General features: G+C 62.0%; 21 protein-coding genes. 18 read left to right on the top strand and 3 right to left on the bottom strand.

Annotated elements, in window-relative coordinates; all coding sequences use genetic code 11:
• Nucleotides 1-141: 141 nt before the first annotated feature.
• Together ACAX43_RS30070 and ACAX43_RS30075 are read right to left on the bottom strand one after the other, a co-directional pair.
• A complete protein-coding gene (locus tag ACAX43_RS30070; RefSeq protein WP_370711977.1) occupies nucleotides 142-447 on the bottom strand; it encodes a hypothetical protein in 306 nt (101 codons plus the stop codon).
• Nucleotides 448-586: 139 nt separating this feature from the next.
• Entirely contained in the window at nucleotides 587-1,345 is a 759-nt protein-coding gene (locus ACAX43_RS30075; RefSeq protein WP_370711978.1) for an IclR family transcriptional regulator, read from the bottom strand.
• Nucleotides 1,346-1,491: 146 nt separating this feature from the next.
• Here ACAX43_RS30075 and ACAX43_RS30080 point away from each other — a divergent pair, with 146 nt between their 5' ends.
• From ACAX43_RS30080 to iolB, 9 genes are all read left to right on the top strand, one after another.
• Nucleotides 1,492-2,763, top strand: coding sequence for a Rieske 2Fe-2S domain-containing protein (locus ACAX43_RS30080; protein WP_370711979.1), 1,272 nt, complete (start codon nucleotides 1,492-1,494; stop codon nucleotides 2,761-2,763).
• Nucleotides 2,764-2,823: 60 nt separating this feature from the next.
• Nucleotides 2,824-3,603, top strand: coding sequence for an SDR family NAD(P)-dependent oxidoreductase (locus tag ACAX43_RS30085; protein WP_370711980.1), 780 nt, complete (start codon nucleotides 2,824-2,826; stop codon nucleotides 3,601-3,603).
• Nucleotides 3,604-3,614: 11 nt separating this feature from the next.
• Complete coding sequence (locus tag ACAX43_RS30090) at nucleotides 3,615-4,580, top strand: 2Fe-2S iron-sulfur cluster-binding protein (RefSeq protein WP_370711981.1); 966 nt, start codon at nucleotides 3,615-3,617, stop codon at nucleotides 4,578-4,580.
• Nucleotides 4,581-4,680: 100 nt separating this feature from the next.
• Nucleotides 4,681-5,931, top strand: a complete 1,251-nt coding sequence (locus ACAX43_RS30095; protein ID WP_370711982.1) for a nitrate/nitrite transporter — start codon at nucleotides 4,681-4,683, stop codon at nucleotides 5,929-5,931.
• Between the two features lie 93 nt (nucleotides 5,932-6,024).
• Entirely contained in the window at nucleotides 6,025-7,110 is a 1,086-nt protein-coding gene (locus ACAX43_RS30100) for a porin (protein WP_370711983.1), read from the top strand.
• A gap of 473 nt (nucleotides 7,111-7,583) precedes the next feature.
• A complete protein-coding gene (locus ACAX43_RS30105) occupies nucleotides 7,584-9,269 on the top strand; it encodes an EAL domain-containing protein (RefSeq protein ID WP_370711984.1) in 1,686 nt (561 codons plus the stop codon).
• Between the two features lie 514 nt (nucleotides 9,270-9,783).
• On the top strand, nucleotides 9,784-10,842 hold the full coding sequence (uxuA, locus tag ACAX43_RS30110) for a mannonate dehydratase (protein ID WP_370712004.1): 1,059 nt from the start codon (nucleotides 9,784-9,786) through the stop codon (nucleotides 10,840-10,842).
• Entirely contained in the window at nucleotides 10,829-12,307 is a 1,479-nt protein-coding gene (locus ACAX43_RS30115) for a mannitol dehydrogenase family protein (RefSeq protein ID WP_370711985.1), read from the top strand. The genes uxuA and ACAX43_RS30115 overlap by 14 nt, the downstream gene beginning before the upstream one ends.
• A gap of 69 nt (nucleotides 12,308-12,376) precedes the next feature.
• Nucleotides 12,377-13,207, top strand: coding sequence for a 5-deoxy-glucuronate isomerase (gene iolB / locus ACAX43_RS30120; protein ID WP_370711986.1), 831 nt, complete (start codon nucleotides 12,377-12,379; stop codon nucleotides 13,205-13,207).
• A gap of 16 nt (nucleotides 13,208-13,223) precedes the next feature.
• On the opposite strand, the gene ACAX43_RS30125 is transcribed toward iolB, so the two are convergent.
• The gene (locus ACAX43_RS30125; protein WP_370711987.1) at nucleotides 13,224-14,219 is read right to left on the bottom strand and encodes a LysR substrate-binding domain-containing protein; all 996 of its coding nucleotides are present in this window, start codon (nucleotides 14,217-14,219) and stop codon (nucleotides 13,224-13,226) included.
• A gap of 186 nt (nucleotides 14,220-14,405) precedes the next feature.
• Here ACAX43_RS30125 and ACAX43_RS30130 point away from each other — a divergent pair, with 186 nt between their 5' ends.
• From ACAX43_RS30130 to ACAX43_RS30170, 9 genes are all read left to right on the top strand, one after another.
• Nucleotides 14,406-15,572, top strand: coding sequence for a M24 family metallopeptidase (locus ACAX43_RS30130; RefSeq protein WP_370711988.1), 1,167 nt, complete (start codon nucleotides 14,406-14,408; stop codon nucleotides 15,570-15,572).
• 89 nt (nucleotides 15,573-15,661) lie between these two features.
• Nucleotides 15,662-17,047: an MFS transporter gene (locus ACAX43_RS30135; protein WP_370711989.1), complete on the top strand. Its 1,386-nt coding sequence runs from the start codon at nucleotides 15,662-15,664 to the stop codon at nucleotides 17,045-17,047.
• Nucleotides 17,048-17,369: 322 nt separating this feature from the next.
• Nucleotides 17,370-18,071, top strand: coding sequence for a FadR/GntR family transcriptional regulator (locus tag ACAX43_RS30140; RefSeq protein WP_370711990.1), 702 nt, complete (start codon nucleotides 17,370-17,372; stop codon nucleotides 18,069-18,071).
• A gap of 157 nt (nucleotides 18,072-18,228) precedes the next feature.
• On the top strand, nucleotides 18,229-19,425 hold the full coding sequence (lhgO, locus tag ACAX43_RS30145; RefSeq protein WP_370711991.1) for an L-2-hydroxyglutarate oxidase: 1,197 nt from the start codon (nucleotides 18,229-18,231) through the stop codon (nucleotides 19,423-19,425).
• 151 nt (nucleotides 19,426-19,576) lie between these two features.
• Nucleotides 19,577-20,788, top strand: a complete 1,212-nt coding sequence (locus ACAX43_RS30150) for a porin (RefSeq protein ID WP_370711992.1) — start codon at nucleotides 19,577-19,579, stop codon at nucleotides 20,786-20,788.
• A 42-nt stretch (nucleotides 20,789-20,830) separates the two neighbouring features.
• Nucleotides 20,831-21,589, top strand: coding sequence for a ribonuclease activity regulator RraA (locus ACAX43_RS30155; protein ID WP_370711993.1), 759 nt, complete (start codon nucleotides 20,831-20,833; stop codon nucleotides 21,587-21,589).
• A gap of 143 nt (nucleotides 21,590-21,732) precedes the next feature.
• Nucleotides 21,733-23,070 carry an MFS transporter gene (locus tag ACAX43_RS30160; RefSeq protein ID WP_370711994.1) on the top strand — a complete coding sequence of 446 codons (1,338 nt, stop codon included), beginning with the start codon at nucleotides 21,733-21,735 and terminating at the stop codon, nucleotides 23,068-23,070.
• A gap of 72 nt (nucleotides 23,071-23,142) precedes the next feature.
• Nucleotides 23,143-24,246 (top strand): Ldh family oxidoreductase, encoded by a 1,104-nt coding sequence (locus tag ACAX43_RS30165; RefSeq protein WP_370711995.1) that lies wholly within the window; start codon nucleotides 23,143-23,145, stop codon nucleotides 24,244-24,246.
• A gap of 112 nt (nucleotides 24,247-24,358) precedes the next feature.
• A partial coding sequence (locus ACAX43_RS30170) for an aldehyde dehydrogenase (NADP(+)) (RefSeq protein ID WP_370711996.1) occupies nucleotides 24,359-25,671 on the top strand: 1,313 nt, incomplete at its 3' end.

Genomic DNA, 25,671 nt, shown 5'->3' on the forward strand with positions numbered 1-25,671 from the left:
CGGCGGTCGATACCATCGATGGAAGCTAGCATGCAAGCCTTGGCGTGGGCCGCTAAAAGCCCAACTACCGGGCGGAGAAAGGTTGATACGGACTATTTAAGGCGCTGCCACTTTTACTTCCGAAACACTGCTACTTTCGCTTCATCGCACGGCCGCCGTGACCCCATACACCTTAACCTGCACTCTGCCAAGAGCAGTAGAAAAAATCCGGGAACGCCAATCCTTGATGCGCCGATACCTGCCGCATTCTCGGCGAAGCTTATCGTAGGCGTTAATCTGGTCTCGCGTCACGAGTTTTTGCAGCGTAGCCAGTAGTTGACGACCTTCGGCAAGAGACAATCCGAAATCAGCAGGGTCGCGCCGTTCACTGGGCGGCGTAACGGAACAAACCGGGACCGTCTCGTCCGTTCCCGGTCGTTGCAGAAGAATCTTCCAGCGCAGTTCCATGGCCGTCTCCCCAGTAGGTCAACTGTCGCAGTTTACCTTGGACGTGCCTCCCCCAGATTCGTCCACTCCCATCAATTGTGAGCGCCAACAATTGTGCTGAGCAATGAGAGCGTCCCTGTCGGGCCATGGCCCCAAATTCTCACGACACTTGCTGGCCCAGAAGCCGAGATAGAGCGACGGTTGCACGCTTAAGCAACTCTGCGAACTGCTCGACCCGCTGCTCGGTGACACGGACGCTCGGACCGAAGATGCATAGCGAGCCTGCGACCTGATTGGCCCCGTTGAAGAACGGGGCCGCCACGGCGACCGCGCCATCAATCAGTTCGTGGTGACTCGTACCGAACCCTTTCATACGGATTTGTTCGATGTCTTGAATCAGCGCCGACACATCTTGGGTAGGGTCCACGAGATAACGCGTTAACTCGTCTGGTGTGAGTCGCATCTGCGAAAGAATGGTGCGGCCGCTGGCGCCGCGCACAAGCTTTTCGCGGTATCCGACGCCGCGTCGAAAACTAAGCGGCTGATGACTCTCGAGTTCCGCCACGCAAAGTCGATACGTGTCGTCTGGAACAAACAGAGCCACAGTCTCGGACGTCGCCTCCCAGAGGTTGCGCAGAACCGGCTGCGCCAGTTCGGCGATTCTGTGTTCGCTCAGCCAGACGTGTGCTAATTGAGCCACCGAGCTTCCCAGGTGGAACCGCTGCGGTTCACCGGTCGATGCGAGGAATCCGGCCTGCTCCAATGTGTTTAGCAGCCGATACAACGTCGGACGGCTAAGGTTCACTCGCCCAAGCAACTCAGCGACGGTTAGAGATTCATCTCCTGGCCTGAACGCCAAAAGTATTTCTAATGCTCGCTCAACCGCACGAACGCTCTCGTGCGCCTTTTTTTCTTCCATATTCCGCTGTCCCCTTGGGCGATGCCATCTGCGCCATTGTAGAGAAACTACCTATTCGTAGAGGCTTGACTTCAAATTTCGTGTCCGTAGAATGAGAACGCAATCTCACTAGACGGACAACGTCACATACGATTTGGAGTTTGAGCATGGACAAAAACATGTCGGAAACGCTTGTGCGCACGGGTCCAGGCACACCAATGGGTAACCTGATGCGGCGCTACTGGGTGCCGATTCTGCTGGTAAGCGAAATTGCGGAGCCAGACTGCCCTCCGGTGCGGGTGCAAATCCTTGGAGAGAAGTTGCTGGCGTTTCGGGATTCGGACGGGAATGCGGCGCTGATTGACGAGTTCTGTTCGCATCGCGGCGTGTCGCTCTATTTCGGGCGCAACGAGGAGAACGGCATCCGCTGCTCGTATCACGGCCTCAAATTCGACCGAAATGGAAACTGTGTCGAGGTGCCGTCCGCGCCGCAAGGGTGCAAGCACATGAGCATCACGGCATACCCGTGTATCGAGCGCGCCGGCATTGTCTGGGCTTACATGGGCCCTAAAGACAAGCAACCGGCACCGCCGGACCTCGAATGGTGCAACCTGCCGGCGGACCACGTATTCGTTTCCAAACGTCTGCAGGAGTCCAACTATCTGCAGGCTATGGAAGGCGGCATCGACACGAGCCACGTCTCGTACGTGCACCGCTACGAAGTCGACGAAGACCCGATGCACCAAGGCACCAAAGCGCTCGAGTACATCAAGGCGGATGGGAACGTCATCTTTGAAATCGAGAAGCAGCCGTTCGGCCTCACGCTCTTCGGGCGTCGCAATGGCGAGCCCGATTCTTACTACTGGCGAATCACGCAATACCTCTTCCCGTGGTACACGCTCATTCCGCCATTTGGCGACCACTCGCTCGCAGGTCACGTCTGGGTGCCGATTGACGACCACACCTGCTGGGCGTGGAGTATCAACTTCCGTCCGGACCGCCCGTTGTCCGAGGAAGAGATGAACGACCTGAACGCAGGTAAGGGCATTCACTGCGAATACGAGCCGGGCACGTTCCGTCCGAGGGCGAACAAGAGCAACGACTATCTGATTGACCGTCAGGCCCAAAAGGACAAGCGCGCATATTCAGGCGTCTTCGGGTTCGCGATGCAGGACGCGTCGCTGCAGGAAAGCATGGGCCCCATTCAGGACCACAGCAAAGAGAAGTTGTTGCCGACGGACCGCGCCATCGTAATGGCTCGACGCATGCTCTATGAAGCAGCTACCGCTTTGCAGGTTGACACCGACCCGCCTGCAATCGATGCAGACCAGCAGCGCGTGCGCGCGGCCGGCGCCTTGCTCCCGCGCGACCAGAAACCGCAAAAGTGGGCTGTCATCCATCTCTCGGATGGCACGGGCCAGCCGATTTACTCCATCTGAGCGAGCTCATCGCTCATTGTTCAACTCTGCATAAGGAGGCCGGCATCGCGCCGGCGTGAGATGCAAGGTTCAAGACTAGAAGACAGAGTTGCGTTGATTACGGGCGGCGGAGGCGGCATTGGCGCTTCTACCGCGCGTGTGTTCTGTGACGAAGGCGCTGCAGTCGTCCTCGTCGACGCAAATCCACAAGCGCTCGCGAACGTCGCGGACGACTTGCTCAGCCGTGATGCCGCGGCAAGGGTTCAAACGTATGTCGCTGACGTGGCGAACGCCGACCAGGCTGTTGCAGCCGTCGAGATTGCCAAACGTGTGTTCGGCCGGCTTGACGTGCTCGTCAACAATGCCGCGATGCGTAACTACAGCGCGCTCGCCGACGCGACGCCGGAAGAATGGCAAAGCATGGTGTCAGTGAATCTGGTGGGCACCTCGAACTACTGCAGGGCTGCTTTGCCGTTGTTGCGTGCGGCGGGTTCGGCGAGCATCGTCAACGTATCATCCTGCTACGCGGTCACCGGCCGCAAGGGCATGGGCCTCTACGATGCAACCAAGGCCGGAATGCTCGCGATGACTCGCACGCTTGCCTTCGAGGAGGCTGCACACGGTGTGCGTGCCAACGCAATATGCCCAGGCTCGACGCTGACTGATTTTCACGTCAATCGGGCGCAGGCTGTGGGAAAGAGTGTAGATGTGCTCAAAACACAAAGGCAAGACACGTCGTTGTTAGGACGTTGGGCGTCTCCTGAGGAGGTCGCATGGCCGATTCTGTGGCTTGCGAGCGATGAGGCATCGTTCATCACCGGCACCACGCTGATGGTCGACGGCGGCTTGTCGATTATGTGACGGTGGTGGCCATGAAGAATTCCACAATGATGGTGCGGGTTGCGCGGCGCAATATCGAGGCTGACGGCATCGTCAGTTTTGAATTCGCAAGTTTGGACGGTCGTGATTTGCCGGCGTTCGATGCTGGCTCACACATCGATGTCCACTTGCCAACGGGGCATGTGCGGCAATATTCGCTTTGCAGCGCGCCCCACGAGCGCTCGCGTTATCAAATTGCCGTGTTACGCGAAGAGCACTCGCGAGGTGGCTCGGCCGGTATGCACGATGCAGTAAAAGAAGGGGACGAACTGAGCATCAGTATGCCTCGCAATCACTTCGCGCTCGCGTTCGTTCCTGCGAAGCACCTGATGTTGGCCGGGGGCATCGGACTGACTCCGTTGCTTTGCATGGCACAGCACCTCGACCGTACCGGTAAAGATTTCGAACTGCACTACTGTGCACGCTCGCGTTCGCGTGCGGCTTTCCTCGAGCGGCTCGCGGACGTGTCCTGGGCTGAGCGCGTTCACTATCATTTCGACGACGAGGATGAGCACCAACGCCTTCGTCTTGACGCGCTGCTCAAGGATGCAACCCCGGACACGCATCTCTATGTCTGCGGGCCGCAAGGCTTCATGAACGCGGTGCTTGACGCGGCGCGTGCGAGCGGGTGGCCAGAGAGTCGAATGCATTACGAGTTCTTCTCGGCTCCCACCGTCGACACGTCGGCCGATGGCAGCTTTGAAGTGTGCCTTGCACGCACTGGAAAGACGGTGACCATCCCCGCAGACTGCACGGTGGCGCAGGCGCTCGCGGACGCTGGAGTTGACATACCCGTTTCATGCGAGCAGGGCATTTGTGGAACCTGCCTTACCCGCATTCTCAACGGCGAGCCGGAACATCGAGACCTGTTTCTATCCCCGGAAGAGCAGTCGCGAAACGACCAGTTTCTACCGTGCTGTTCGCGCTCGAAGTCCAGGAGACTTGTGCTGGACCTGTAACGCTACAGCCCCGCAACACACTCCCGGCGCGCCTTAAGTGCCGGATGTCAAAACGGAAGAAGAATACGGGCGGCGTACGCACGCCCTGCATGGAGGAGTCGTGGGAAAAAACCTGACGTCATCGAGTGACGTATCGGGCGCGGACTGGGCCGCGTCAAACGTCGGTGAAACGGCGGCGAGCCCCTATCGCTGGGTTGCTCTGTTCATCGTGTGGGCAGCATTTCTTCTCAGCTATGTCGACCGCGTCGCATGGAGCACGGTTGCGGCGCCTGTTGGAGCATCGCTCGGTATCAAGGTGTCGCTGCTTGGTGCCTTTGTTACGGCGTTCTATGCGGGATACGTGGTTGCAAACATCATCGGAGGCATGCTGACCGATTTTCTCGGCGGACGGGCGATGATGACGCTTGCCTTGCTTCCGCTGGGTGTCTTCACGTTCTTCTTTGGCGAGACGACCTCGTTGACCGTGGGCATTCTGATTCAACTGGCAATGGGCTTTGCAGCCGGAGCTGACTATTCGGCCGGGATGAAGGTGATTCCTGCGTGGTTCACGCGAGACCGCGGTCGAGCGATGGGCATTTACACCACGGCAACATCGCTCGCCGTGGTCCTCGCCAATGCAATCGTGCCCACTATTTCCGCGCAATACGGCTGGGCCAGCGCGTTTCGCATGCTCGGCATTGCCACGTTCGCCTGGGGCATCGTCTCGCTTCTGTTTCTCAAGAATCGCCCGGTTGGCGAGCGAGCTCCGGCTCGCAACAGTGCGAAAGAGATGCTTAGTCTCTTGCGCAATCGCAATCTGATTTTTCTTTCCATTGCTGGTTGCGGCGGTCTTTGGGCGACTGTTGGCTTCGGCGCGTGGGGAAATGCGCTGATGACGCGGCAATACGGCATTTCTCCTGTCGTGGCCGGGTCGATTATCGTGTCTTTCGGCATCGGTGCGGTCATTGCGAAACCCACGCTCGGTTGGATTTCCGACCTGCCGGGAATCTCGCGTCGCCTCATGTCCATTCTGGTTCTGGTCGCGTTTGCCATCACTCTTGTGGTGTTCGGCATGTGCTCGACCGTCACGCAGTTTTATATCGTCGCTCCGGTTCTGGGTGCATTCTCTTATGGTTACCTGCCGGTGCTTATGGCACAGGTGAGCGACGCATCCGGAAAGCGTCTGGCTGGAGCGAGCGCTGGGTGGACGAACGCCATTTGGCAAATGGGGAGCGCTGTGTCTCCTCTGGCAGTCGGACACGTCTATGGCGGCACACATTCAATCGTGCTTGCGGTTCTTACGCTTGCCATCGGGCCGGTCATCGGTCTTGTAGCGATGCTTTTCGTGAGCAAACGCATCGCACAGGTTTAATTCGACCCGCGTGATTGGATGCAAATAGGAAAGTCGTCGGTGTGTATCGACACCGTATTACATTGCATAACTACTCATAATAAGGAGGCTAGTATGAAATCGAATCGCGGTATGCGGCTGTTGCGGGTAGCGCTCGCCGCTACGATATGTTCGTCGGCAACTGTTGCAGTTCACGCTCAGTCATCGGTAACGCTCTACGGCATTCTTGACTCTGGCGTCGAGTACGTCACCCATGCAGCCAAGCAAGGCTCCGGGAACCTGTTTCGTGTCAACACCGGCAATCGCATCAATTCTCGCTGGGGTTTCACTGGCAAGGAAGATCTTGGGGCGGGTCTGCGCTCGATATTCACGCTCGAATCGGGCTTCGCGACGAATAATGGTACCTTGCAGCAGGCAGGACGGTTGTTCGGCCGCCAGGCGTTCGTCGGCCTGGAAAGCGATAAGTTCGGTGCGGTGATGGCTGGCCGGCAGATGACGCCTATGTATCGCTTCTTCCTGGCGCTCGACCCTCTCAACTACTCCAGCTATGGCTTGTCGGCCCAGGATGCGCAGTTTGTTGGACGGGCCGATAACGCGCTCGAGTATCTGGGGCACGCCGGTCCGTTCGAGCTGAACGCGCTCTACAGTTTCGGCTACGATTCGACGATTGCGAATGGTGCCCAGGTGCCGGGAGAGTTTCGCGTCGGCAAGCAATTCGATGTTGGCGGCCGGTATCGCCAGGGGCCATTTAACCTGACCTTCGTTTATGAGCAACGCCAAGGGACGAGTGCTGCCTCGTCCGGCGACAGCGAGCGGCGCTATCTCGCGGGCGGTTCGTGGACTATCGGCAATGCGACCCTGTACGCTGGATACGAACTCCTTCTGAACGACATTGCCGCTACGTTCGCGGCGTCACCGCCGCAGACCATGGCATTTGGAGGACTTCGCTATAAGGTAACGCCGGCGTTTCAAGTTTCGGCGGGGTCGTACTATCACGCATTTCGCACGGCTTCGGCGCATGCCATCAGCTCAGGCGTCAACGCAGACTACCTGTTATCCAAGCGCACCACACTGTACACAGATGTCACGTACGTCATCAACAGCGCAAGGTCTGCGTTAAGTGCGACAGGGTCGACCACCCCGGTCGCGACCGGTGCCAACCAACTCGCGGTGGTAGTTGGAATCGCACATGCTTTCTGAGTCGTGCGAAGTCGGCTGAACTGTGCGGGCTGCGGATAGGGCCGGCGCCGCTGGCGCGTGTCCGCGCCTCCGGATGGGCCATCGTAGAAAATGGAGCCGGGGGAGGCAATCGCGTGCAGCAACGAATCGCGCAGACGACGCGGGACGACAAATTGTTCGGCGTCGGTTCCGCGAGCAGGACGTGTAGCTGGTCTCATCCGCGCCGGCTTCACTGCGCAACGTTGGCGACGGCTGCGCCTTCCGAGAGCAGGTCCTCTATCTCGCTTGACGAGTGGCCAAACTCTGCGAGAACAGCGAGGGTTAGCGCTTCAGCCGGCATCCGCTAGCAAAATTAACGATCTACAACTGGGCGGCGCCCCTGCTCGGCAAAGCTTTTCAGTTCACAAACACTGTCCATCCTCCTACGATACGCAATGTTGGCGATTTCAAACATGGTGGGACCGCGGGATTGGTCCGTCGAGGGGGACAAAGGCATGGAAGATTTTCAGGTGCTCGACCACATCACGGACGGGGTGATGTCGCTCGACCGCGAGTGGAAGTTTCGAAACATCAACCGCACCGCTGCGCGACTGCTGAAGCGCCGGCCGACGGACCTGCTGGGTCACGAGATCTGGGCCGAATACCCGGACCTCATTGGATCGAGCTACGAAACGGCCTATCGGCAGGCGGCCGAGACCGGTATGCCCAGCAGCGCGACCGGCTTCTACGCGCCGCTCGGTACCTGGTTCGAAGTGCGGGCGTTTCCATGCGAGGACGGCGTCACCGTGCTGGTTCGCGACGTCACCGAAGCGCGTGCGATCTCCGAACTTTTGTCGCGCCAAGCCACGCACGATGAACTAACCGGGCTCATCACCCGGCGCGAATTGCTGCTGCGCCTGAACCGTCTCGTCGACGAAGGCGTGGCCGATTCCGTCGATCTGCTCTTCATCGACCTCGACCGCTTCAAGGACATCAACGATTCGTTCGGTCACGCGGCGGGGGATGAGGTGCTGCGCGTCGTCGGCGAGCGTCTTTCGGACTTGCTCACCGAACGCGCCCATGCATCTCGCATCGGCGGCGACGAATTCGTGATTTTCCTCGTCGACGCGTCCGAGGGCGAGGCCGCGCGTGTCGCGCGCGACGTCATAGTACGCATGCGCGAACCTATCCAGACGCCTTCAGTGCGGGCGTCGGTGGGCGCGAGCATCGGCGTGGCGCGCTACCCCGTGTCGGCGTCGGATGCAGGCGAGTTGCTACGCAACGCGGACACTGCGATGTATCACGCGAAGCGCGCAGGCGGCTCGCACGTGTGGTCGTTCGGTAAGGAGGATGCGCAGCGCCTCTCTCATCGCCTGCGGCTACGCGCGGATCTGGAAAGCGCGAGCGCCTCGCATCAGTTCGAACTGCACTACCAGCCACAGTTGGATCTGGGCACGGGCCGTATCTACGGCGCTGAGGCGCTTTTGCGATGGAACCATCCCAAACTGGGCCTGCTCATGCCGGGCGACTTCCTCGACTTGCTGCTTGAATCGCCTGCCTATGAGGCGACGGGCGAATGGCTAATTCGTCGCGCGTTCCGCCAGGCGGCGCAATGGCAGGCACCGGACCACATGCCGTTCAAGATCGCCGTTAATCTCTCGGCCACGACGATCCAGAATTGCGATCTCGCGGCACTGGTTTCGGAGGCGGCCGAGGCATCGGGCGTGAGCGCTTCCGTACTCGACATCGAAGTGACGGAGACTGCGGTCATGAGCGACTTCGTCGCGGCGTCGCGCTCGCTTTCGGCCGTGCGAAGGCTCGGCGTGACCGTCTCGCTCGACGACTTCGGCACCGGCTACTCGAGCCTGGCGTACCTCACACAACTGCCCGTTGATCGCATCAAGATCGACAAGTCGTTCGTGCAGGGACTTACCGTTGAGGAGACCTGTCATCAGGCTCGAGCGATGGGCGAAGCGATGGTGGCGCTCGCGCGCGCGTTGGGTATGGGAACGGTCGCGGAAGGCATCGAGACCGAAACGCAACTCGCTCTCGTCAGGGAACTCGGGTGTGATGCCGCGCAGGGTTACCTCATCGGCCAGCCGATGTCGGCAGCGCGCATCGAACCTTATGTAGACGCGTGGTTTGGCCCGGCGCCGACTGCGCTTTCGTCGTCGCGGGGCGCACGAGGCGGATCGCACTAGCTTCAACGCGTGGTCGCCCGGTTCGCATTGCTTCTGGTTACGGCCGCCGAGCCGGCATCTGCGTCCGCGCGTCTTCACGCGTGCGAAGCGAGCAACCCGCTATCTAACGGCGATGCGCCGCAACCGAAGCGGCCCAATTTGGCCTTCGGAAGAAATTTCGGCGGCTCCGCATCGCTGTTCAAGCAGACTGATTGCCTGGGCGCGGATGAGTTGCTGAACAAAAAGAAGACCGTGAACGAGTCGCCCGTGCCGTTTCTGGCAGCAGGCGGGCGGCACCTCTGCAGTTGTTGGTATTCCATAATCGTATAGATATGGCGCTATTTTTCATTATAAAGGCATGTCAATCGTCGCTAGTATGCAGACTCCCAACTGCGCGCCACGCGTGAACCCGACAGGCCCACGGCGTCCATCCGCCGCGTCGCCGCGCTGGGCCGACGCGGAAGGGCTCACCAACCACTCACTGATACGCAGCGTCGTCGAAGGCGAAGCGAGCGTGTGGGGAGAAGACTCGAACATGAAAATGACCTTTCGCTGGTATGGCGACACGGACCCCGCGTCGCTCGCTTATATCCGCCAGATCCCCGGCATGGTCGGGGTCGTCTCGGCGATCTATGACGTGCCTGTGGGCGGGGTGTGGCCGATCGACAGGATCCTGTCGCTGAAGGAGAAGATAGAGACCCACGGCCTGACACTGGAAGTGATAGAAAGCGTGCCGGTGCACGAGGACATCAAGCTCGGCAAACCGACGCGCGACACGCTCATCGCCAACTACGGCCAGACGCTGCGTCACCTCGGCGCCTGCGGCGTGAAGGTGGTCTGCTACAATTTCATGCCGGTTTTCGACTGGACCCGCACCTCGCTGGAAATGCGCCTGCCCGATGGATCGACGACGCTCGCGTTCGACACACAAGCGATCCGCGAGCTCGACGTCAGCCAAGGTATCCAGCTGCCCGGCTGGGACGCGAGCTATCGGCCCGAGCAGTTGAGAGCCCTGCTGCGCGACTACGAAGCGGTTGACGAAGCCGGTCTCTGGGCCAATCTCGACTACTTCCTGCGCGCGATCATTCCGGTGGCCAAAGAAGCCGGCATCAAGATGGCGATCCACCCCGACGATCCGCCGCGGCCGATTTTCGGGCTGCCGCGCATCGTGAAGAATCGCGCTGACCTGCAGCGCGTGCTGGCTATTGTCGACGATCCCGCCAACGGCCTGACGCTGTGTTCGGGGTCGCTGGGCGCGGACCTGCAGAACGATATTCCGGCACTGGTGCGCGAGTTCGGCGCGCGCGGCCGGATTCATTTTGCACACCTGCGTAACGTGCAAACCAATGCCGCGGGCGATTTTCATGAAACGTCGCATCGCTCGGCCGACGGCTCGCTCGACATGGCGGAAATCGTCAAGGCCTACTTCGAAACCGGCTTTGAAGGCTATGCAAGGCCGGACCATGGGCGAATGATCTGGGGCGAAACGGGCCGCGCCGGCTATGGGCTGTTCGACCGCGCGCTGGGTGCGGTCTACCTGAACGGCATCTGGGAAGGCCTCGCCAAACATCCGGCCTATCATGCGGCTGAGTAATGCTGCCCTGGCTTCGCTCGCAGCGCGCGCTGCTGGCGGAGTCGTCGTTCCCGCCTACGATCGCACGAGCCTTGCACCGGGCATTGTCCATCTGGGCCTCGGGGCGTTTCATCGCGCGCACCAGGCCGTGTACACCGAGCACACGTTGCGCGCTGGCGATCACCGCTGGGGCATCGTCGGCGTGTCGTTGCGGCGTCCGGACGCGTCGGAGGCGCTCGCTCCGCAAGATCATCTGTATGCCGTGGATGTGCGCGACGGCACCGCGGATTCGTTCCAGGTGGTCGGTGCGCTGATCGCTTCGCTGGTCGCGCCGCAATCGCCCGCCGCCGTGCTCGATGCGATGACCGATCCGCGCTGCCATATCGTCAGCTTGACGATCACCGAGAAAGGCTATTGCCGCAATCCGGCCAGCGGCGCATTGCAGTTCGATCATCCTGACATTGCCCATGATCTGCGCGAGGCCGCCGCGCCGCGAAGCGCGATCGGCTTCGTCGTGCGCGCGCTGGCGCTGCGCCGCGCGGCCGGTCTGGGCCCGTTTACCGTGCTGTCGTGCGACAACCTGCCGTCCAACGGCGACACGATTCGCGCGTTGACGCTGGCGTTCGCGCGCAAAGTGGATCCTCTGCTGGCCGACTGGATCGAGCTAGAGGGCGCATTTCCCAACACGATGGTGGATCGGATCGTGCCGCTCACCACCGACGCCGATCGCAGGCGCGTCGCGAAGCAGCTCGGTGCCGACGATGCGTGGCCGGTGATGACCGAGCCGTTTTCGCAATGGGTGATCGAGGACCGCTTCGCGGGACCGCGGCCGGCATGGGAGCGCGCAGGCGCGACGCTCGTGGGTGACGCGCGTCCCTATGAGCAGGCCAAATTGCGGATGTTGAACGGCGCGCATTCGGCGCTCGCGTACCTCGGGTTGCTGATTGGCTATGACACCGTCGATCAGGCGATCGGCGCGCCGGCAGTGCTGAACTTTGTCGAAACCATGTTGCGCGACGAGGCGGAGCCGACGCTGTCGCGACCCGCGTTGGCCACCTATCGCGCTGAACTGTTCGCGCGTTTTCGCAACACCGCGCTCGATCACCGCTTGCAACAGATCGCGACCGACGGCTCGCAGAAACTGCCGCAGCGCTGGCTGGAAAGCGTGCGTGCCAACTTGAAAAGCGGTGCGCCGACCGAACGTCTCGCCTTTGCGCTGGCCGGCTGGATCGCGTACCTCAGCGGTCAGGACGAGACAGGGCGCACCTACACGATCGCGGATCCCCTCGCCGACAGACTGACCGAAGGGGTCCGCGCGACCTTGCACGCGGATGCCGTTGATGCGGTACAAACACTGTTCGAAATCGAGTCGATTTTCGGATGCGATCTGCGCGCGCACCCGCGCTTCGTCGCGCAAGTCGCACGCCATCTGGCGGCGATTCGTGCACAAGGCGTAGTCAAAGCGATGGGCGCCTTTACCGCGTGAGGCCATTCACGTGGGCGCCGCGACTGCCGCGTTCTGCTGGGTAGCAAACCTTAATAATTGGAGGAAGACATGAGCGACCTGCTCGTCAAACCGTCAAGGCATGCCGAAGACGGCCAGATCATCCATATCACGCCGGAGAGCGCCGGCTGGAAATACGTCGGCTTCGATGTTTTCGACCTGAAGCCTGGCGCGACAGTTACTCGGGAGACGGGCAATCGCGAAGTCTTGATCGTGCTCGTCAAGGGGCACGCGATGGTCGGTTGCGAAGGGCTCGCGAGCCGCGCGATCGGCGCTCGGATGTCGCCGTTCGATGGCGCGCCGTGGTCCATGTACGTGCCGCCGCATACGCGCTACACGATCGTGGCTGCGGACGACGTCGAACTCGGCATCTGCTCCGCGCCCGCGAAGGGCGGTCTGGCGCCGCGCTTCATTGCACCTGACGAGGTCAAGCAGGAAACCCGCGGCGCTGGCGCCAATCTGCGTCACGTGCGCCACATCCTGCCGGAAACCGAGCCGGCGGAGAGCTTGCTGGTGGTGGAATCGGTGACGCCGGCGGGCAACTGGTCGAGCTATCCGCCGCATCGGCACGATACCGACAATGGCGAGCAGCAGACCTATCTCGAGGAAACGTATTACCACCGCGTCTCGCCGCCTCAGGGCTTTGCGATTCAGCGCGTCTATACCGACGACCGCAGTCTCGACGAAACGCTCTCGGCGTACGACAAGCATGTCGTGCTGGTGCCGCGCGGCTATCACCCGGTTGCCGCCGCGCACGGCTACGACCTCTACTACCTGAATGTCATGGCTGGTCCACGCCGCGCCTGGCACGTACATAACGAGCCGGCGCATCAATGGTTACTACAACCCGGCGCAAGCGTCGCGGTGGACGGCGCGCGCTGAGTCCCGGGGCGGTAAGTCAGTCGCTGTCGGCGTCGGGGCCTTGGGTGTCGAATCCGGCGGCCTCGCGCAGCGCTTGCAGCATCGCCCGCGCACCCGGTGAGAGCCTGTCGCCGCGCCGTGTGACCATGCCCGCCGGTCCGAGCTTCAGATCGAGTTCGAACGGTAGCGGTTCGAGCGCGCCGGCAATGCAATACGGCCGCACCGGCTCGCGCGCAAGCGGCGCGATCATATCGCTCATTTGCAGCAGACTCGAGATGACAGGCAGCGATGAACTCTCGACCACATCCGTCGGCAACGCGAGCTGCCGTTCGAGAAAAAGTTGCGTGAACTGGTTGCGCATAACGTTGCCTTTCGGCGGCAGGATCCACGTTTGCGGCGCCAGTTCGTTCCAGCTCAGAGTCTTGCGCTTGACGAGCGGATGGCCAACGCGTGCGAACAGCGCGTGCTGTGCTTCTGCGAGCGGGGCGTAGTGCAGTTCCGCCAGATCGTCCGGATTGCGGATTCGCGCGACGATCATATCCAGCTTGCCTTCCTGCAGACGCTGCACCAGCACCTCGCTGAATTCCATCTCGATGTTGACGCGAATCTGCGGAAAGCGCTTCTTGAGCAGCGCCACGGCTTGCGGCACGAGGTTGGTGGCCGCCGTGACCTCGGTGCCGATCATCGCCTGCCCGGTCAGGCCGGCTTTGAGCGCGGACACTTCGTCGTACGCGTGCTGCAACTCTGCCAGCACGCTGCGTGCATGGCGGATCAGCACCTCGCCGTACCAGGTGGGCTCGACACCGCGCGGATGCCGTTCGAACAATGGCACACCCATCGTCTCTTCCAGTTCCCGCAGCAACTTGGTCGCTCCGGGCTGCGTCATGTGCGCGGCGTCCGCCGCGCGCAATACCGAGCGATGGGTGTCGAGCTGAACGATCAGGGCCAATTGGCGCGTCTTCAGACGCGTGGGGTCGAAGTGGCCCGTCGCGATGGTCCCCACGCCGTTAGCAGGATGAATGGCCGAGGTCACGATGTCGTCTCCATGTATTCCGTATCGATATAGATTTTGAGTTATTTTTCATTATAAATGCATATCGATCGATTCTACTATGCAGAAGACGTCCTGCATTCCAAGGCGAGGCGGATTCCCATCATGACATCGAGACCGGCTGCATCCAGCATCCGCGCATGCAGCCGCACAGGAGACGAAGAAGCAATGAACATCCGTACCGCAGACATCCCGCCGGAAGGCATCACTACCGACGAGTTCCTTGGCCGCGTCGCGAGGGTCCGCAGCGCACTCGACAAGGCGGGCCTGGTCGGCCTGCTCGCCTTCGGCGATTGCTGGCGTGGCGCGAACATCGGCTACTTCACCGAGTTTCGTCCGCTCGACGGCGTATCGGACATCGCCAACGCGATCCTGCTGCTGCCGGTGGACGGCGACCCTGTGCTGTTCGTGTCGGATCAATGCTTCGACTACGCGACGAGCGTGACTGCCTTCGAGGTGCGCAGCCTGCGGGAAGTCACGCAACAGGTGCAGGCATTTTCGGCACGGCACCGCAGCGGCACGGTCGGCCTCGCCGGCGCCGCCTATATCCCCGCGGACCTGTTGCAGCGCGTGAACGCCGGTCTCGGCGAACTGAAGCTCGAACCGACGATGGTGCTGGCCGAAATCAAGGCGATCAAGAGCGAGGCCGAGGTCGCGCTGATGCGCAAAGCCGCCGCCTTGACCGATTCGGCGATGGCCGCGATTCGCGACGCGCTCGCCGACCGCCATCCCTACACCGAGCGTGAACTCGCTTTAATCGCTGACCGCGCGATGCTCGCGGGAGGAGCGGAGCGGACCGCGTTCGATTCGATGGTGCAATCCGGTCCGCGCTCGGCGTATAACCTGGCGCGCCCCACCGACCGTATCCTGCAACCGGGCGACCTGATCATGACCGACATCGGTGCGCGTTATCGTGGGTACGTCGCCGATGGCGGACGCGGTTTCACCTACGGTCCGGCGAATCCCGAAAAGATGGCGATCGTCGCGGCAGCGGCGCGCGCGGTCGAAGCGGGGCTTGCCGCCGCGCGTCCCGGCATGGCGGCCATGGAACTGAACGCGGTGATCCAGCAGGCGCTGGTGAAATCGAACTACGAGCAATACTCAAGCGAAGCGCGCGGCCATGGCACCGGTCACGGCACCGGCATGGACCCGGAAGAAGAAGCGCCGTGGATCGGGCCGGGCAACAAGACCGTGCTGCAGGAAAACATGGTCTTTACCCTGAAGGCGACGATCACGGTGCCGAACGTCGGCGGTTTGCGCACGGAACGTATCGTGCGGTTGACCTCGGGCGGCGTCGAAACGCTCGACCAGTTCCCGATGAAACTGCACTGGTGAGCACAGTGAATTTATCGTAACGTGCGGGCGAACCCGCGCCGCCGACACGCAGCAGTTCAAAACATAGATTCCCAGAGAAGGGAGGAGACATGAATACATCGCCCGTTTCATCCGGCAACGCGCCGGTTATCAGCCGTTCGGCCGTCAACCGTGTGCTGGTCGCTTCGGTGGTCGGGACCGCCATCGAGTGGTACGACTTTTTTCTCTATGCCACCGCTTCGGCGCTGGTCTTCGCCAAGCTGTTCTTCCCCTCGTTCGATCCGGCGGTCGGCACCATCGCGGCGTTCGGCAGTTTTGCGGTCGGCTATCTCGCACGGCCTTTCGGCGCCGTGTTTTTCGGGCACTTTGGCGACCGCATCGGACGTAAGGCGACGCTCGTCGCGACGCTGACAATCATGGGCGTCGGCACCTTCGTGATCGGCCTGCTGCCGACCTACGCCTCGATCGGCGTCTGGGCGCCGATCCTGCTGGTGGCGATGCGCTTCCTGCAAGGGCTCGGCGTCGGCGGCGAATGGGGCGGCGCGGTGCTGATGGTGGTCGAAACGGCGCCGGCCAGGAAGCGTGGCTTCTTCGGCGCGTTCCCGCAATTGGGCGTGCCGCTCGGACTGATGCTCTCGACCGCGGTGTTCAAAGCCGTATCGAGTCTGCCGTCAGACGCGTTCTATTCATGGGGATGGCGCCTGCCGTTCCTGCTGAGCGTCGCGCTGATCGCGATCGGCCTGTTCATCCGCCTGCGCGTCATGGAGTCGCCGGTATTCGAACAGATCAAGGCGAGCAAGCAGGTCGTGAAGGCGCCGCTGATCGAATTGCTGCGCCGGCATCCGAAAGACCTCGTGCTGACGATCGGCACGCGCTTCGCGGTCGACATCACCTTCAACGTGATCAACGTGTTCGTGCTGGTCTACGGAACGACGCGGCTCGGCCTGCCGCGCGGACTGCTGCTGAACGCCATCATTCTCGGCTGCGCCTTTGCGCTGATCACGCTGCCGCTGTTCGGCAAACTGTCGGACGTGATCGGACGCCGGACCGTCTTCATGCTCGGCGCGGTGTTCGTGGCGATCTACGGATTCGCGTTCTTTCCGTTGCTTGAGACACGCAATCCGACCTGGATTTTCGTGGCGTACGTCTGCGGTATCGCGTTAAGCCAGGCGTCGGTGTACGGCGTGCAATCGACGTGGTTTGCTGAACTGTTCGGTACGCGGGTGCGCTACACGGGTGCGTCGCTGCCGTATCAGATCGCCGGCATCATCACGTCAGGACCGACGCCATTGATCGCCACCTATCTGTTCGCCACGTATAGCCAGACGCTGCCCATTTCGATCTATATCGCGGCGACAGGGTTGCTGAGCCTGGTGTGCGCGTTTTTCCTCGCCGAGACTTTCAGGCGGGATCTGTCCGCGGAGCCGGAAGATGAAGCGGCCGCAGCGCTGGGCGCGCGTGCGTCCGCTCACTCGCCGCATCCTCTGCCGCGCTGAGCGCAAATCAATCCGGCTGCAATGCCGTGTATGACCTGGCCGTTTGCGGCGCCGAAGTGCGGGCCGGCGCGAGGCAACGGTCGAGTCGCTAACGCGGGTTGAATGGACGCCTTGTTGGCTCGCTTAATCGCGGGTCGGAGACGGGAGCGGCGGTCAGGGACGGCGGCATGGCCGGTCTGGTGGCGTGCACAGCCTGCGCCTGCGGCGCAGTGCTAAAGAGAATGTTATGCGTGGTCGGTGAGCGTGGGAATTCGGCCACCGCTTGACACTGCTAGAGCAACTCGGTATTGTCTGACAACCTGATCAAAACGAGATCCTGTTGATGCTTGAGCTTGAACGTCCCGATTCGCTTGTGCAGCGTGTGGTAAGCGCACTTCGCGCGGAAATTGATGCTGGTCATTTTCCTGCCGAGTCGCGCCTGCCAACGGAGCAGCAACTGTCGGAACGGCTCAACGTGAGCCGCTCAGTCGTGCGCGAGGCAATCGCGCAGCTGAAATCGGACGGTGTCCTGGTTGCCCGGCGCGGCGCAGGGTCGTTCATTTCGCAAACGCCGTCGGGTACGGTTTTTCGGCTGCCGAGCGGCGGCAACCAGAAGCTGGATCTTGCGCAACTGTTCGAAATGCGTCTATGGATCGAAACCCAGGCGGCGATGACCGCGGCGCGCCGACGTACCCCGGAAGATCTGAAACGCATGAGCGATGCGATCCGCGAGATGGAAAAGAAACGCCTTGATGTCGACGCGGCTTCCGCAGCCGATGTCGCGTTTCACCGGGCCATCGCTGCAGCCACCAAGAACGAGTATTTCGTCGCGTTCCACGATTTCCTGCGCGGCCAACTGGTGGCGGTGCGTCGCGCGCAGTGGGCCAACACGGCTAGCCACGCGGGCGATTACGCGCGCCAGGAGCACGGCGAGCTGTACGAGGCTATCGAGCGCGGCGACCATCGGGGCGCCGCCGAATCGGCTGAGCGGCATCTACGCGCCGCAGCCAAACGCCAGAAAATCGAGTTACCCCCTAGCGATTGACGATAACGGGCAAGCAGCGCGGCCCTTCGCGGCCCTGCGCTCAAGCCCGCGAGGCGGTTCTCTTTTTTGGGCTAGTTAGTCTGACAACCTGATAAGAGGACGAGAAAGCGTTTAGCAAGCTGAATCCGCAAAGTAGAAGCGAAGAAGAAGAAAAAACATGATTTATGACTTTTGCATCATCGGTGGCGGCATCGTCGGTCTCGCGACGGCGATGGAGTTGCTGCAGCGTGAGCCCACGGCTTCGCTGCTGCTGCTCGAGAAGGAGACCACGCTCGCGAAGCATCAGACCGGGCACAACAGCGGCGTGATTCACGCGGGCATCTACTACCAGCCGGGCAGTCTTAAGGCGGAGTTGTGCAAGCGCGGCGCCGAGGCAACCAAGCAGTTCTGCACGGAGCATGCCATTCCGTTCGACGTGTGCGGCAAGCTGCTGGTCGCGTCCAATCCGCTCGAACTCGCGCGCATGGAAGCGCTGTACGCGCGCTCGCAACAGAACGGTTTGCGCGTGGAGCGGCTCAATGCCGCCGAGTTGCGGCGCCGTGAGCCGAATATTGTCGGTCTGGGTGGTCTATTTCTCGATGCGACCGGGATCGTCGATTACCGTCAGGTATGCGAAGCGATGGCGCGCGTCATCAAGAAAGCAGGCGGAGAAATTCGCCTCGGCACCCAGGTCACGTCGATTGCCGAGTTGGGCGATTACGTCACCGTCGACGCTTCGGACGAACAGCAATGGCGGGCAAAGAAGCTGGTGGTCTGCGGCGGCCTGCAATCGGACCGGCTAGCCAGGCTAGCGGGCGTGAAAATCGATCACCAGATCGTGCCGTTTCGCGGCGAGTACTATCGCTTGCCGGCCTCGAAGAACGACGTGGTACGCCATCTGATCTATCCGATTCCCGACCCGGATCTGCCGTTTCTCGGCGTGCATCTGACGCGGATGATCGACGGTAGCGTGACAGTCGGACCGAATGCGGTGCTCGGATTCGGCCGCGAAAACTATCCGAAGCTTTCCGTGAATCTGCGCGACGTCGCCGAATATGCCGCTTTCCCCGGTTTCTGGAAAACCATCTGGCGCAACCTGGGCTCCGGCATGGGCGAGATGAAGAACTCGCTGTTCAAGCGCGGTTATCTCGAGCAGTGCCGCAAATATTGCCCGTCGCTGACGGTCGACGATCTGCTGCCTTATGAAGCCGGCATTCGCGCGCAAGCCGTGATGCGCGACGGCACGCTGGTGCACGACTTCCTGTTCGCCGACACGCCGCGCATGGTGCACGTGTGCAACGCGCCTTCGCCGGCCGCGACCTCCGCCATGCCGATCGGCTCGATGATCGCCGATCGCATTCTGAAGGCCGCGTAAATGACTGGCGCCCATCGGCGCGCTCATCGAACAACACCGTTTCCGCCGACGAGGCCGGTCATCGCCTCGTTGGATTTTCTGTTGTGTCCGCCGTGCATCGGCAAAGCGCAACTCCTCTCTGCATTGAAAAAAAGTGACTGGAGACCTCGCAGTGCATAAGTCCCTCGCAACCTCCTCGAAACCTCTCGCCGCACACGTGGCATTCGCATTCGCCGTGCTTGCCGCTGCGGGAGCGCCGGCAGCAGTTCACGCGCAAAGCAGCGTGACGCTTTACGGCATCATTGACGAGGGCATCAACTACACGAGCAACGTACAAACGAGCCCGGGCCAGGGCCACAGCCAGTACAGTCTGTCGAGCGGCATTCTGAGCGGCAGCCGTTGGGGTCTGCGGGGCAATGAAGATCTGGGCGGCGGTATGAAGGCGATCTTCGTGCTCGAAAGCGGTTTCGACGTGAACAGCGGCAAGATGGGCCAGGGTTCGCTGCTGTTCGGCCGCCAGGCGTATGTGGGGGTTTCGAGCCCGTACGGCACGGTCACGCTCGGCCGTCAGTACGATCCGGTGGTCGACTACATCCATCCGCTGATGCCGAGCGCGATGTTCTCGGGCAGCATCGGCGCGCATCCGGGCGACCTCGATAACCTCAACAACACCAATCGCGTGAACAACGCGGTCAAGTACCGCACGGCCAGCTATGGAGGCTTGACCGCGGAAGGCATGTATAGCTTCGGTGGCGTGCCGGGCAGCATGGCCGGCAACCAGATCTACTCGCTCGGCGCCGGTTACGCTCGCGGGCCGCTCACGGTCGGCGTCGGCTACCTGAATGCGCGCAATCCGAATGCCTCTTTCTTCGGCACGGCAGCCGGCGCGACGGCGGCCACCAACAACTTCGGCAGCTCGCCGGTGATCAATGGCTACGCCTCGGCGCAGAGCGAAGAGATCATCAGCGCCGGCGCCACCTACGTGATCGGCGCGGCGACCCTCGGCGGGATTTATTCGAACACGAAATTCAAGCATCTGAGCGGCGCCGTGTCGCCGCTCAATCCGGCCGGCGTGGGGGGCACCGCGAGCTTCAACAGCGCTGAAGTCAACTTGCAGTATCAGTTGACGCCGGCGCTCTCGTTCGGCGCAGCCTACAACTACACCGACGGCGGCGGCGCGAATGACGCGAAATATCAACAGGGCTCGCTGAGTGCCGACTACATCGTCTCCAGGCGTACCGATTTCTATGTGATCGGCGTTTTGCAGCATGCGTCGGGCACCGATTCGACCGGGCGCGCAGCGCGCGCCTCGCTCAATGGCCTGACGCCTGCGTCGGGTAACCAGCAGGCGACGGTCCGTTTCGCGATCCGCCACAAGTTCTGACGCCCGGCCGGCCACCACTTCACCGAAATCAGGAGTAAATCTGTGACCTCAGCGACCGCAGTGACTATCCCGAGCCCGCTCACTGACGAGAACCGCGCCCGCCTGCGCAACGTCAGCACGGCGACCCTGACCACTGCGCTTTTCAAGCGCGGCCTTCACAGCGTTTGCGTGCAAGGCGTGCTGCCGGTCAACCCGGCGGCCGCGCGCATGGTTGGCGAAGCCTATACGCTGCGCTACATTCCGGCCCGCGAGGACCTCGATCACATCGGCGTGTTCTCGGACCGCAGCCATCCGCAACGCCGCGGCGTCGAGGAGATTCCACCTGGTCACGTGATGGTGGTCGATTCGCGCAAGGACGCGCGCGCGGCCTCGGCAGGCGGCATTCTGATTACGCGCATGATGGTGCGCGGCGTGGCCGGCGTCGTCACCGACGGCGGCTTTCGCGATACGCCGGATCTGCGGAAGCTCGACTTTCCCTGCTATCAGGCGCGTCCGTCGGCGCCGACCAACCTGATTCATCACCATGCTGTCGATCTGAACGTGCCGATCGCGTGTGGCGACGTGGCGGTGTATCCGGGCGACATTATCGTCGGCGATGCGGAAGCGGTTGTGGTGATTCCGGCGCATCTGGCCAACGAGATCGCTGAAGAAGCCGCCGCGATGACCGTATTCGAAGACTGGGTCGATGTCCAGGTGCGCGCTGGCCGCTCGACCTTCGGCCTATACCCGCCGGACGAGGCGACGCGCGCCGACTTCGAAGCATGGAAAAAGAGCCCGTCTGCAAACGGGGCTGGACTATAAGCAGGGAAACGGTTACCTGTGCCGCGCAATGATGCAATCGCGCGAGCGCAGGTGGCCGCTCTAACAAATGATTGCGTGCGGCGAGGCCGTACGAAACCACCCGCATCAGCATTTACGCCGGACCGCGCAAAAGGCGGTCCGGCATGGAGACGACAGTGACCGATCGAAGCAGTGAAGACCAACTTTTTACGCGCATAGCGTGGCGGCTCGTGCCGCTGCTGATTGCGATTTTCCTGGTCGCGTATATTGACCGCGCCAATATCGGTTTCGCCAAGCTGCAGATGCTGAGCAGCCTGAAGATGAGCGAAGCGTCGTACGGCTTTGCATCGTCGCTGTTCTTCATCGGCTATCTGGTGTGCGAGGTGCCGAGCAATCTGCTGATGCATCGCTTTGGCGCGCGTCGCTGGATCTCGCGGATCATGTTCACGTGGGGCGTCGCGACGCTGCTGCTCGCGTGGACGCCTTCAGCATTGGCCTTCCAGATCCTGCGCTTCTTGCTCGGCGCTGCGGAAGCCGGCCTTTATCCGGGGATCATCCTCTATCTCGGCATGTGGTTTCCTGAACGGCAGCGCACCGGCATCATCGGCTTGCTGACGCTCGGCAGCAGCATGGGCAACATGCTCGGCTCGCTGATCGGCGGCTTCTCGCTGGAACTGCAAGGTGTAGCCGGCCTCGCCGGCTGGCAGTGGGTGTTCCTGACCACCGGCGCGCCTGCCGTGCTGCTGACCTTCGTCACGCTGTACTGCCTGCCAGATGGCCCGCAGTCTGCCAACTTTCTGACGACCCGCGAGAAAGATGTCATCGAAAGCCGGCTGCGCGCGGATCCGCCCGCCGCCCGCCTTGCCGGCGGCAGTGGCTGGTCATTGGCCGCGCTCGTTACGGTGGGACTCTTTAGCGTCGGGTACGGAACCATCTCCATCGCGATCTACGGCATCGCGTACTGGCTGCCGACCCTGGTCAAAGGCTTCGGCGTGACGAGCAGCGTCAACGGCATGCTCAACATGATTCCGTGGCTCATCACATCGCTGATGCTGCTGTGGTTGCCGCGTCGTCTGAAAACGCCGCGCCGCGTGCTGATCGCCGCGTTCTGCGCAGCGTTGCTCGGCATTCTGTGCTTCGTCGCCAGCGTGGGGCCGTTCAGCAACGCGGTGCGTTTCGCAGCGCTCTCGCTCGGCGCACCGTGTCTGTATCTGATGATTCCGTGTTTCTGGGCATTACCGCCGCGCCTGCTGCCGGCCTCATTCATGAAGGGCGCGGGCGGCGCGGCGGCGCTCGCGGTGATCGCGGCGGGCTCGAGCGTCGGCGGTTTCCTTGCGCAAAACATCATGCCGTGGGTGGGCAAGGTGACGGGCAGCACGTCCGCGCCGATGCTCGTGCCCGCCGTTAGCCTGCTGTTGCTCGGCACCGGCGCACTGGTGGTCTGGTTGCGGCTTGGTCTCGCGGGCCGCGGCGGACCGGAGTCCATGTCCACAGCGCAATAAGTTTTAACGCTTAACTTAACGCAATGCGTCGGCCATTTTTTCAATTCAATTCTTTCGTTTAGCAGGTCAGTCATGGCAGACACTATGCCCCGCGTCGGGGCCGCAATTGCACGGCAGCAAATCGAGGTGATTCTTGAAGCTTGGGGCATGTCGCCCGGGCAGGTCGCGGCTTCGGCCGACATCCTGATCGATTCCGATCTGAAGGGCATCGACTCGCACGGCATCTCGATGTTGATGTTCTACGACCAGTTGTATCGCGCCGGTCAGATCGACATGAAGGCGAGTGCGCGTATCGTGCGCGAGACCGCGACCACCGCACTGATCGATGGCAATGCGGCGATGGGACACCCCACGTCGCGCATGGCGATGGAACTCGCAATCGAGAAAGCGCTGGCGTGCGATACGGGCGCGGTCTCCGTGTTCAACTCGCAGCATTTCGGCGCGGCGGGCTACTACGCGGAAATGGCGGCTGAACGCGGACTGATCGCGATGGTGTCGTGCTCGACCCGGCTTGCAACGGTGGTGCCGACTTTCGGGGCCGAGCCGATGCTCGGCACCAATCCGCTCGCCTTTGCCACACCGGCGGGCCGTCATCCGCCCGTGATTCTCGACATGTCGACCAGCGTGGTCGCGTCGAACAAGGTCAAGGTGTACGCGTTGCAGGGCAAGCCGTTGCCATCGGGCTGGGCGCTCGACGCAAACGGCAACCCGCTGACCGATTCGGCCGAAGCCTACCGGCTGCTGTTCGAGCGCCTCGGCGGCGGCCTCGCGCCGTTAGGAGGCGACGGCAAGACTCTCGGCGGTCACAAAGGCTACGGCCTCGGTTTGTTCGCGCAGATTCTCGGCAGCACGCTGGGCGGCGGTTCGTTCTCGCCTGTGCGTAACCGCACGCAAAGGAGCGATGAGCCGGACAACATAGGCCATTTCTTCCTTGCTATGAATCCGGCGGCGTTCCGTCCCATCGAGGAATACCACGCTGACCTCGACGCGGTAATCGATGCGCTGCGCGAAAGCCAGCCCGCCGACCCGGCGCAGCCCGTATTGATCCCTGGGGACCCTGAGCGTCTCACGCGCGCGGAGCGCAGCGAGCAGGGCATACCGATGCCCGATTCGTTGCGCGAGAAGATCCGCGAAGTCGCACAGTCCGCGGGCGCGTCTTTCCTGCTGACTGTTTGAGTTTGTGGTCGAGGCGCGGGCTGAGTCTCGCGACCCTGACCATAGCGGCGCGCGCAGCGCGAAGACCTGCGAGCGCTGCTTACCATGCCAATTACAACGAGCACAACACAAAGTGACAGCACCCATCCTCGGCCACAACTACATCGGCGGCCAGCGCAGCGCGCGTGGCGATATCTCGCTGCACAGTCTCTCGGCATCGACCAGCGAAGCTTATCCGGTGGCTTTTTCACAGGCGACCGACGCTGAAGTCGACGCAGCGGTGGAGGCCGCGGCGGCAGCATTTCCGCGCTACCGGGCGCTACCCTCGAGTGTTCGTGCGGATTTCCTCGAGGCAATTGCAGCGGAGATCGATGCTCTCGGTGACGATTTCATCGCCGACGTGATGCGCGAAACCGCGTTGCCGAATGCGCGTATCGCCGGCGAACGGGCGCGCACAAGCAACCAGATGCGACTCTTGGCGAAGATTTTGCGCCGGGGTGATTTCTACGGCGCGCGCATCGATCAGGCGTTGCGTGAGCGGCAGCCGCTGCCGCGTCCCGATCTGCGGCAATACTGGATCGGCGTCGGTCCGGTCGCGGTGTTCGGCGCGAGCAATTTTCCGTTGGCGTTCTCCGTTGCTGGCGGCGACACTGCCTCCGCGCTGGCTGCCGGCTGCCCGGTCGTGGTCAAGGCGCACTCCGGCCATCTGGTAACGTCGGAGGGCATGGCGGATGCAATCGAGCGCGCGATTCGACGCACCGACATGCCGGCAGGGACCTTCAACATGATCTATGGCGAGCGCGTCGGTGCGCGCCTCGTGCAGGCGCCTGGCATTCAGGCGGTTGGCTTCACCGGTTCACTGAACGGCGGCCGGGCGCTATGCGATCTTGCGGCAGCACGTGAACAACCGATTCCGGTGTTCGCGGAGATGTCGAGCGTCAATCCGGTGTTTGTGCTGGAGGGCGCCTTGCGGGAGCGCGGTGCGGCGCTTGCCAATGAACTCGCGGCCTCCGTCGCGACCGGTTGCGGCCAACTGTGCACAAGGCCCGGCCTCGTGCTCGGCGTGCGTTCGCCGCGATTCGGCGCATTCATCAACAGCCTCGGCAAGGCGATCGAGCGGCAGGCGCCGCAGACCATGCTGAATCCGGGCATCTTCGCCAACTTCCGCGCAGGCCTCGAACGCGCGTCGAAACACGCAGGCATTACCTTGCTCGCAGCAGCGCAAGGTGAAACTCAGCAAGCCGCCGCACAGCTGTTCGTCGCCGATGCCGCGTTGCTGTTCGATCCGAGCCGGCCGCTCGAAGAAGAAATCTTCGGACCCGCTACGATCGTGGTCGAACTCGACAGCGCGGAACACCTATTGCGTTTCGCGTCGGCGATGCGCGGCCAGTTGACGGCCACGCTGCTCGCGTCGCAAGGCGATCTGCAATCGCACCGCAAGCTGAT

Origin of the sequence: Paraburkholderia sp. IW21 (assembly GCF_041321145.1) — a bacterium.
Classification (GTDB): Bacteria; Pseudomonadota; Gammaproteobacteria; order Burkholderiales; family Burkholderiaceae; genus Paraburkholderia.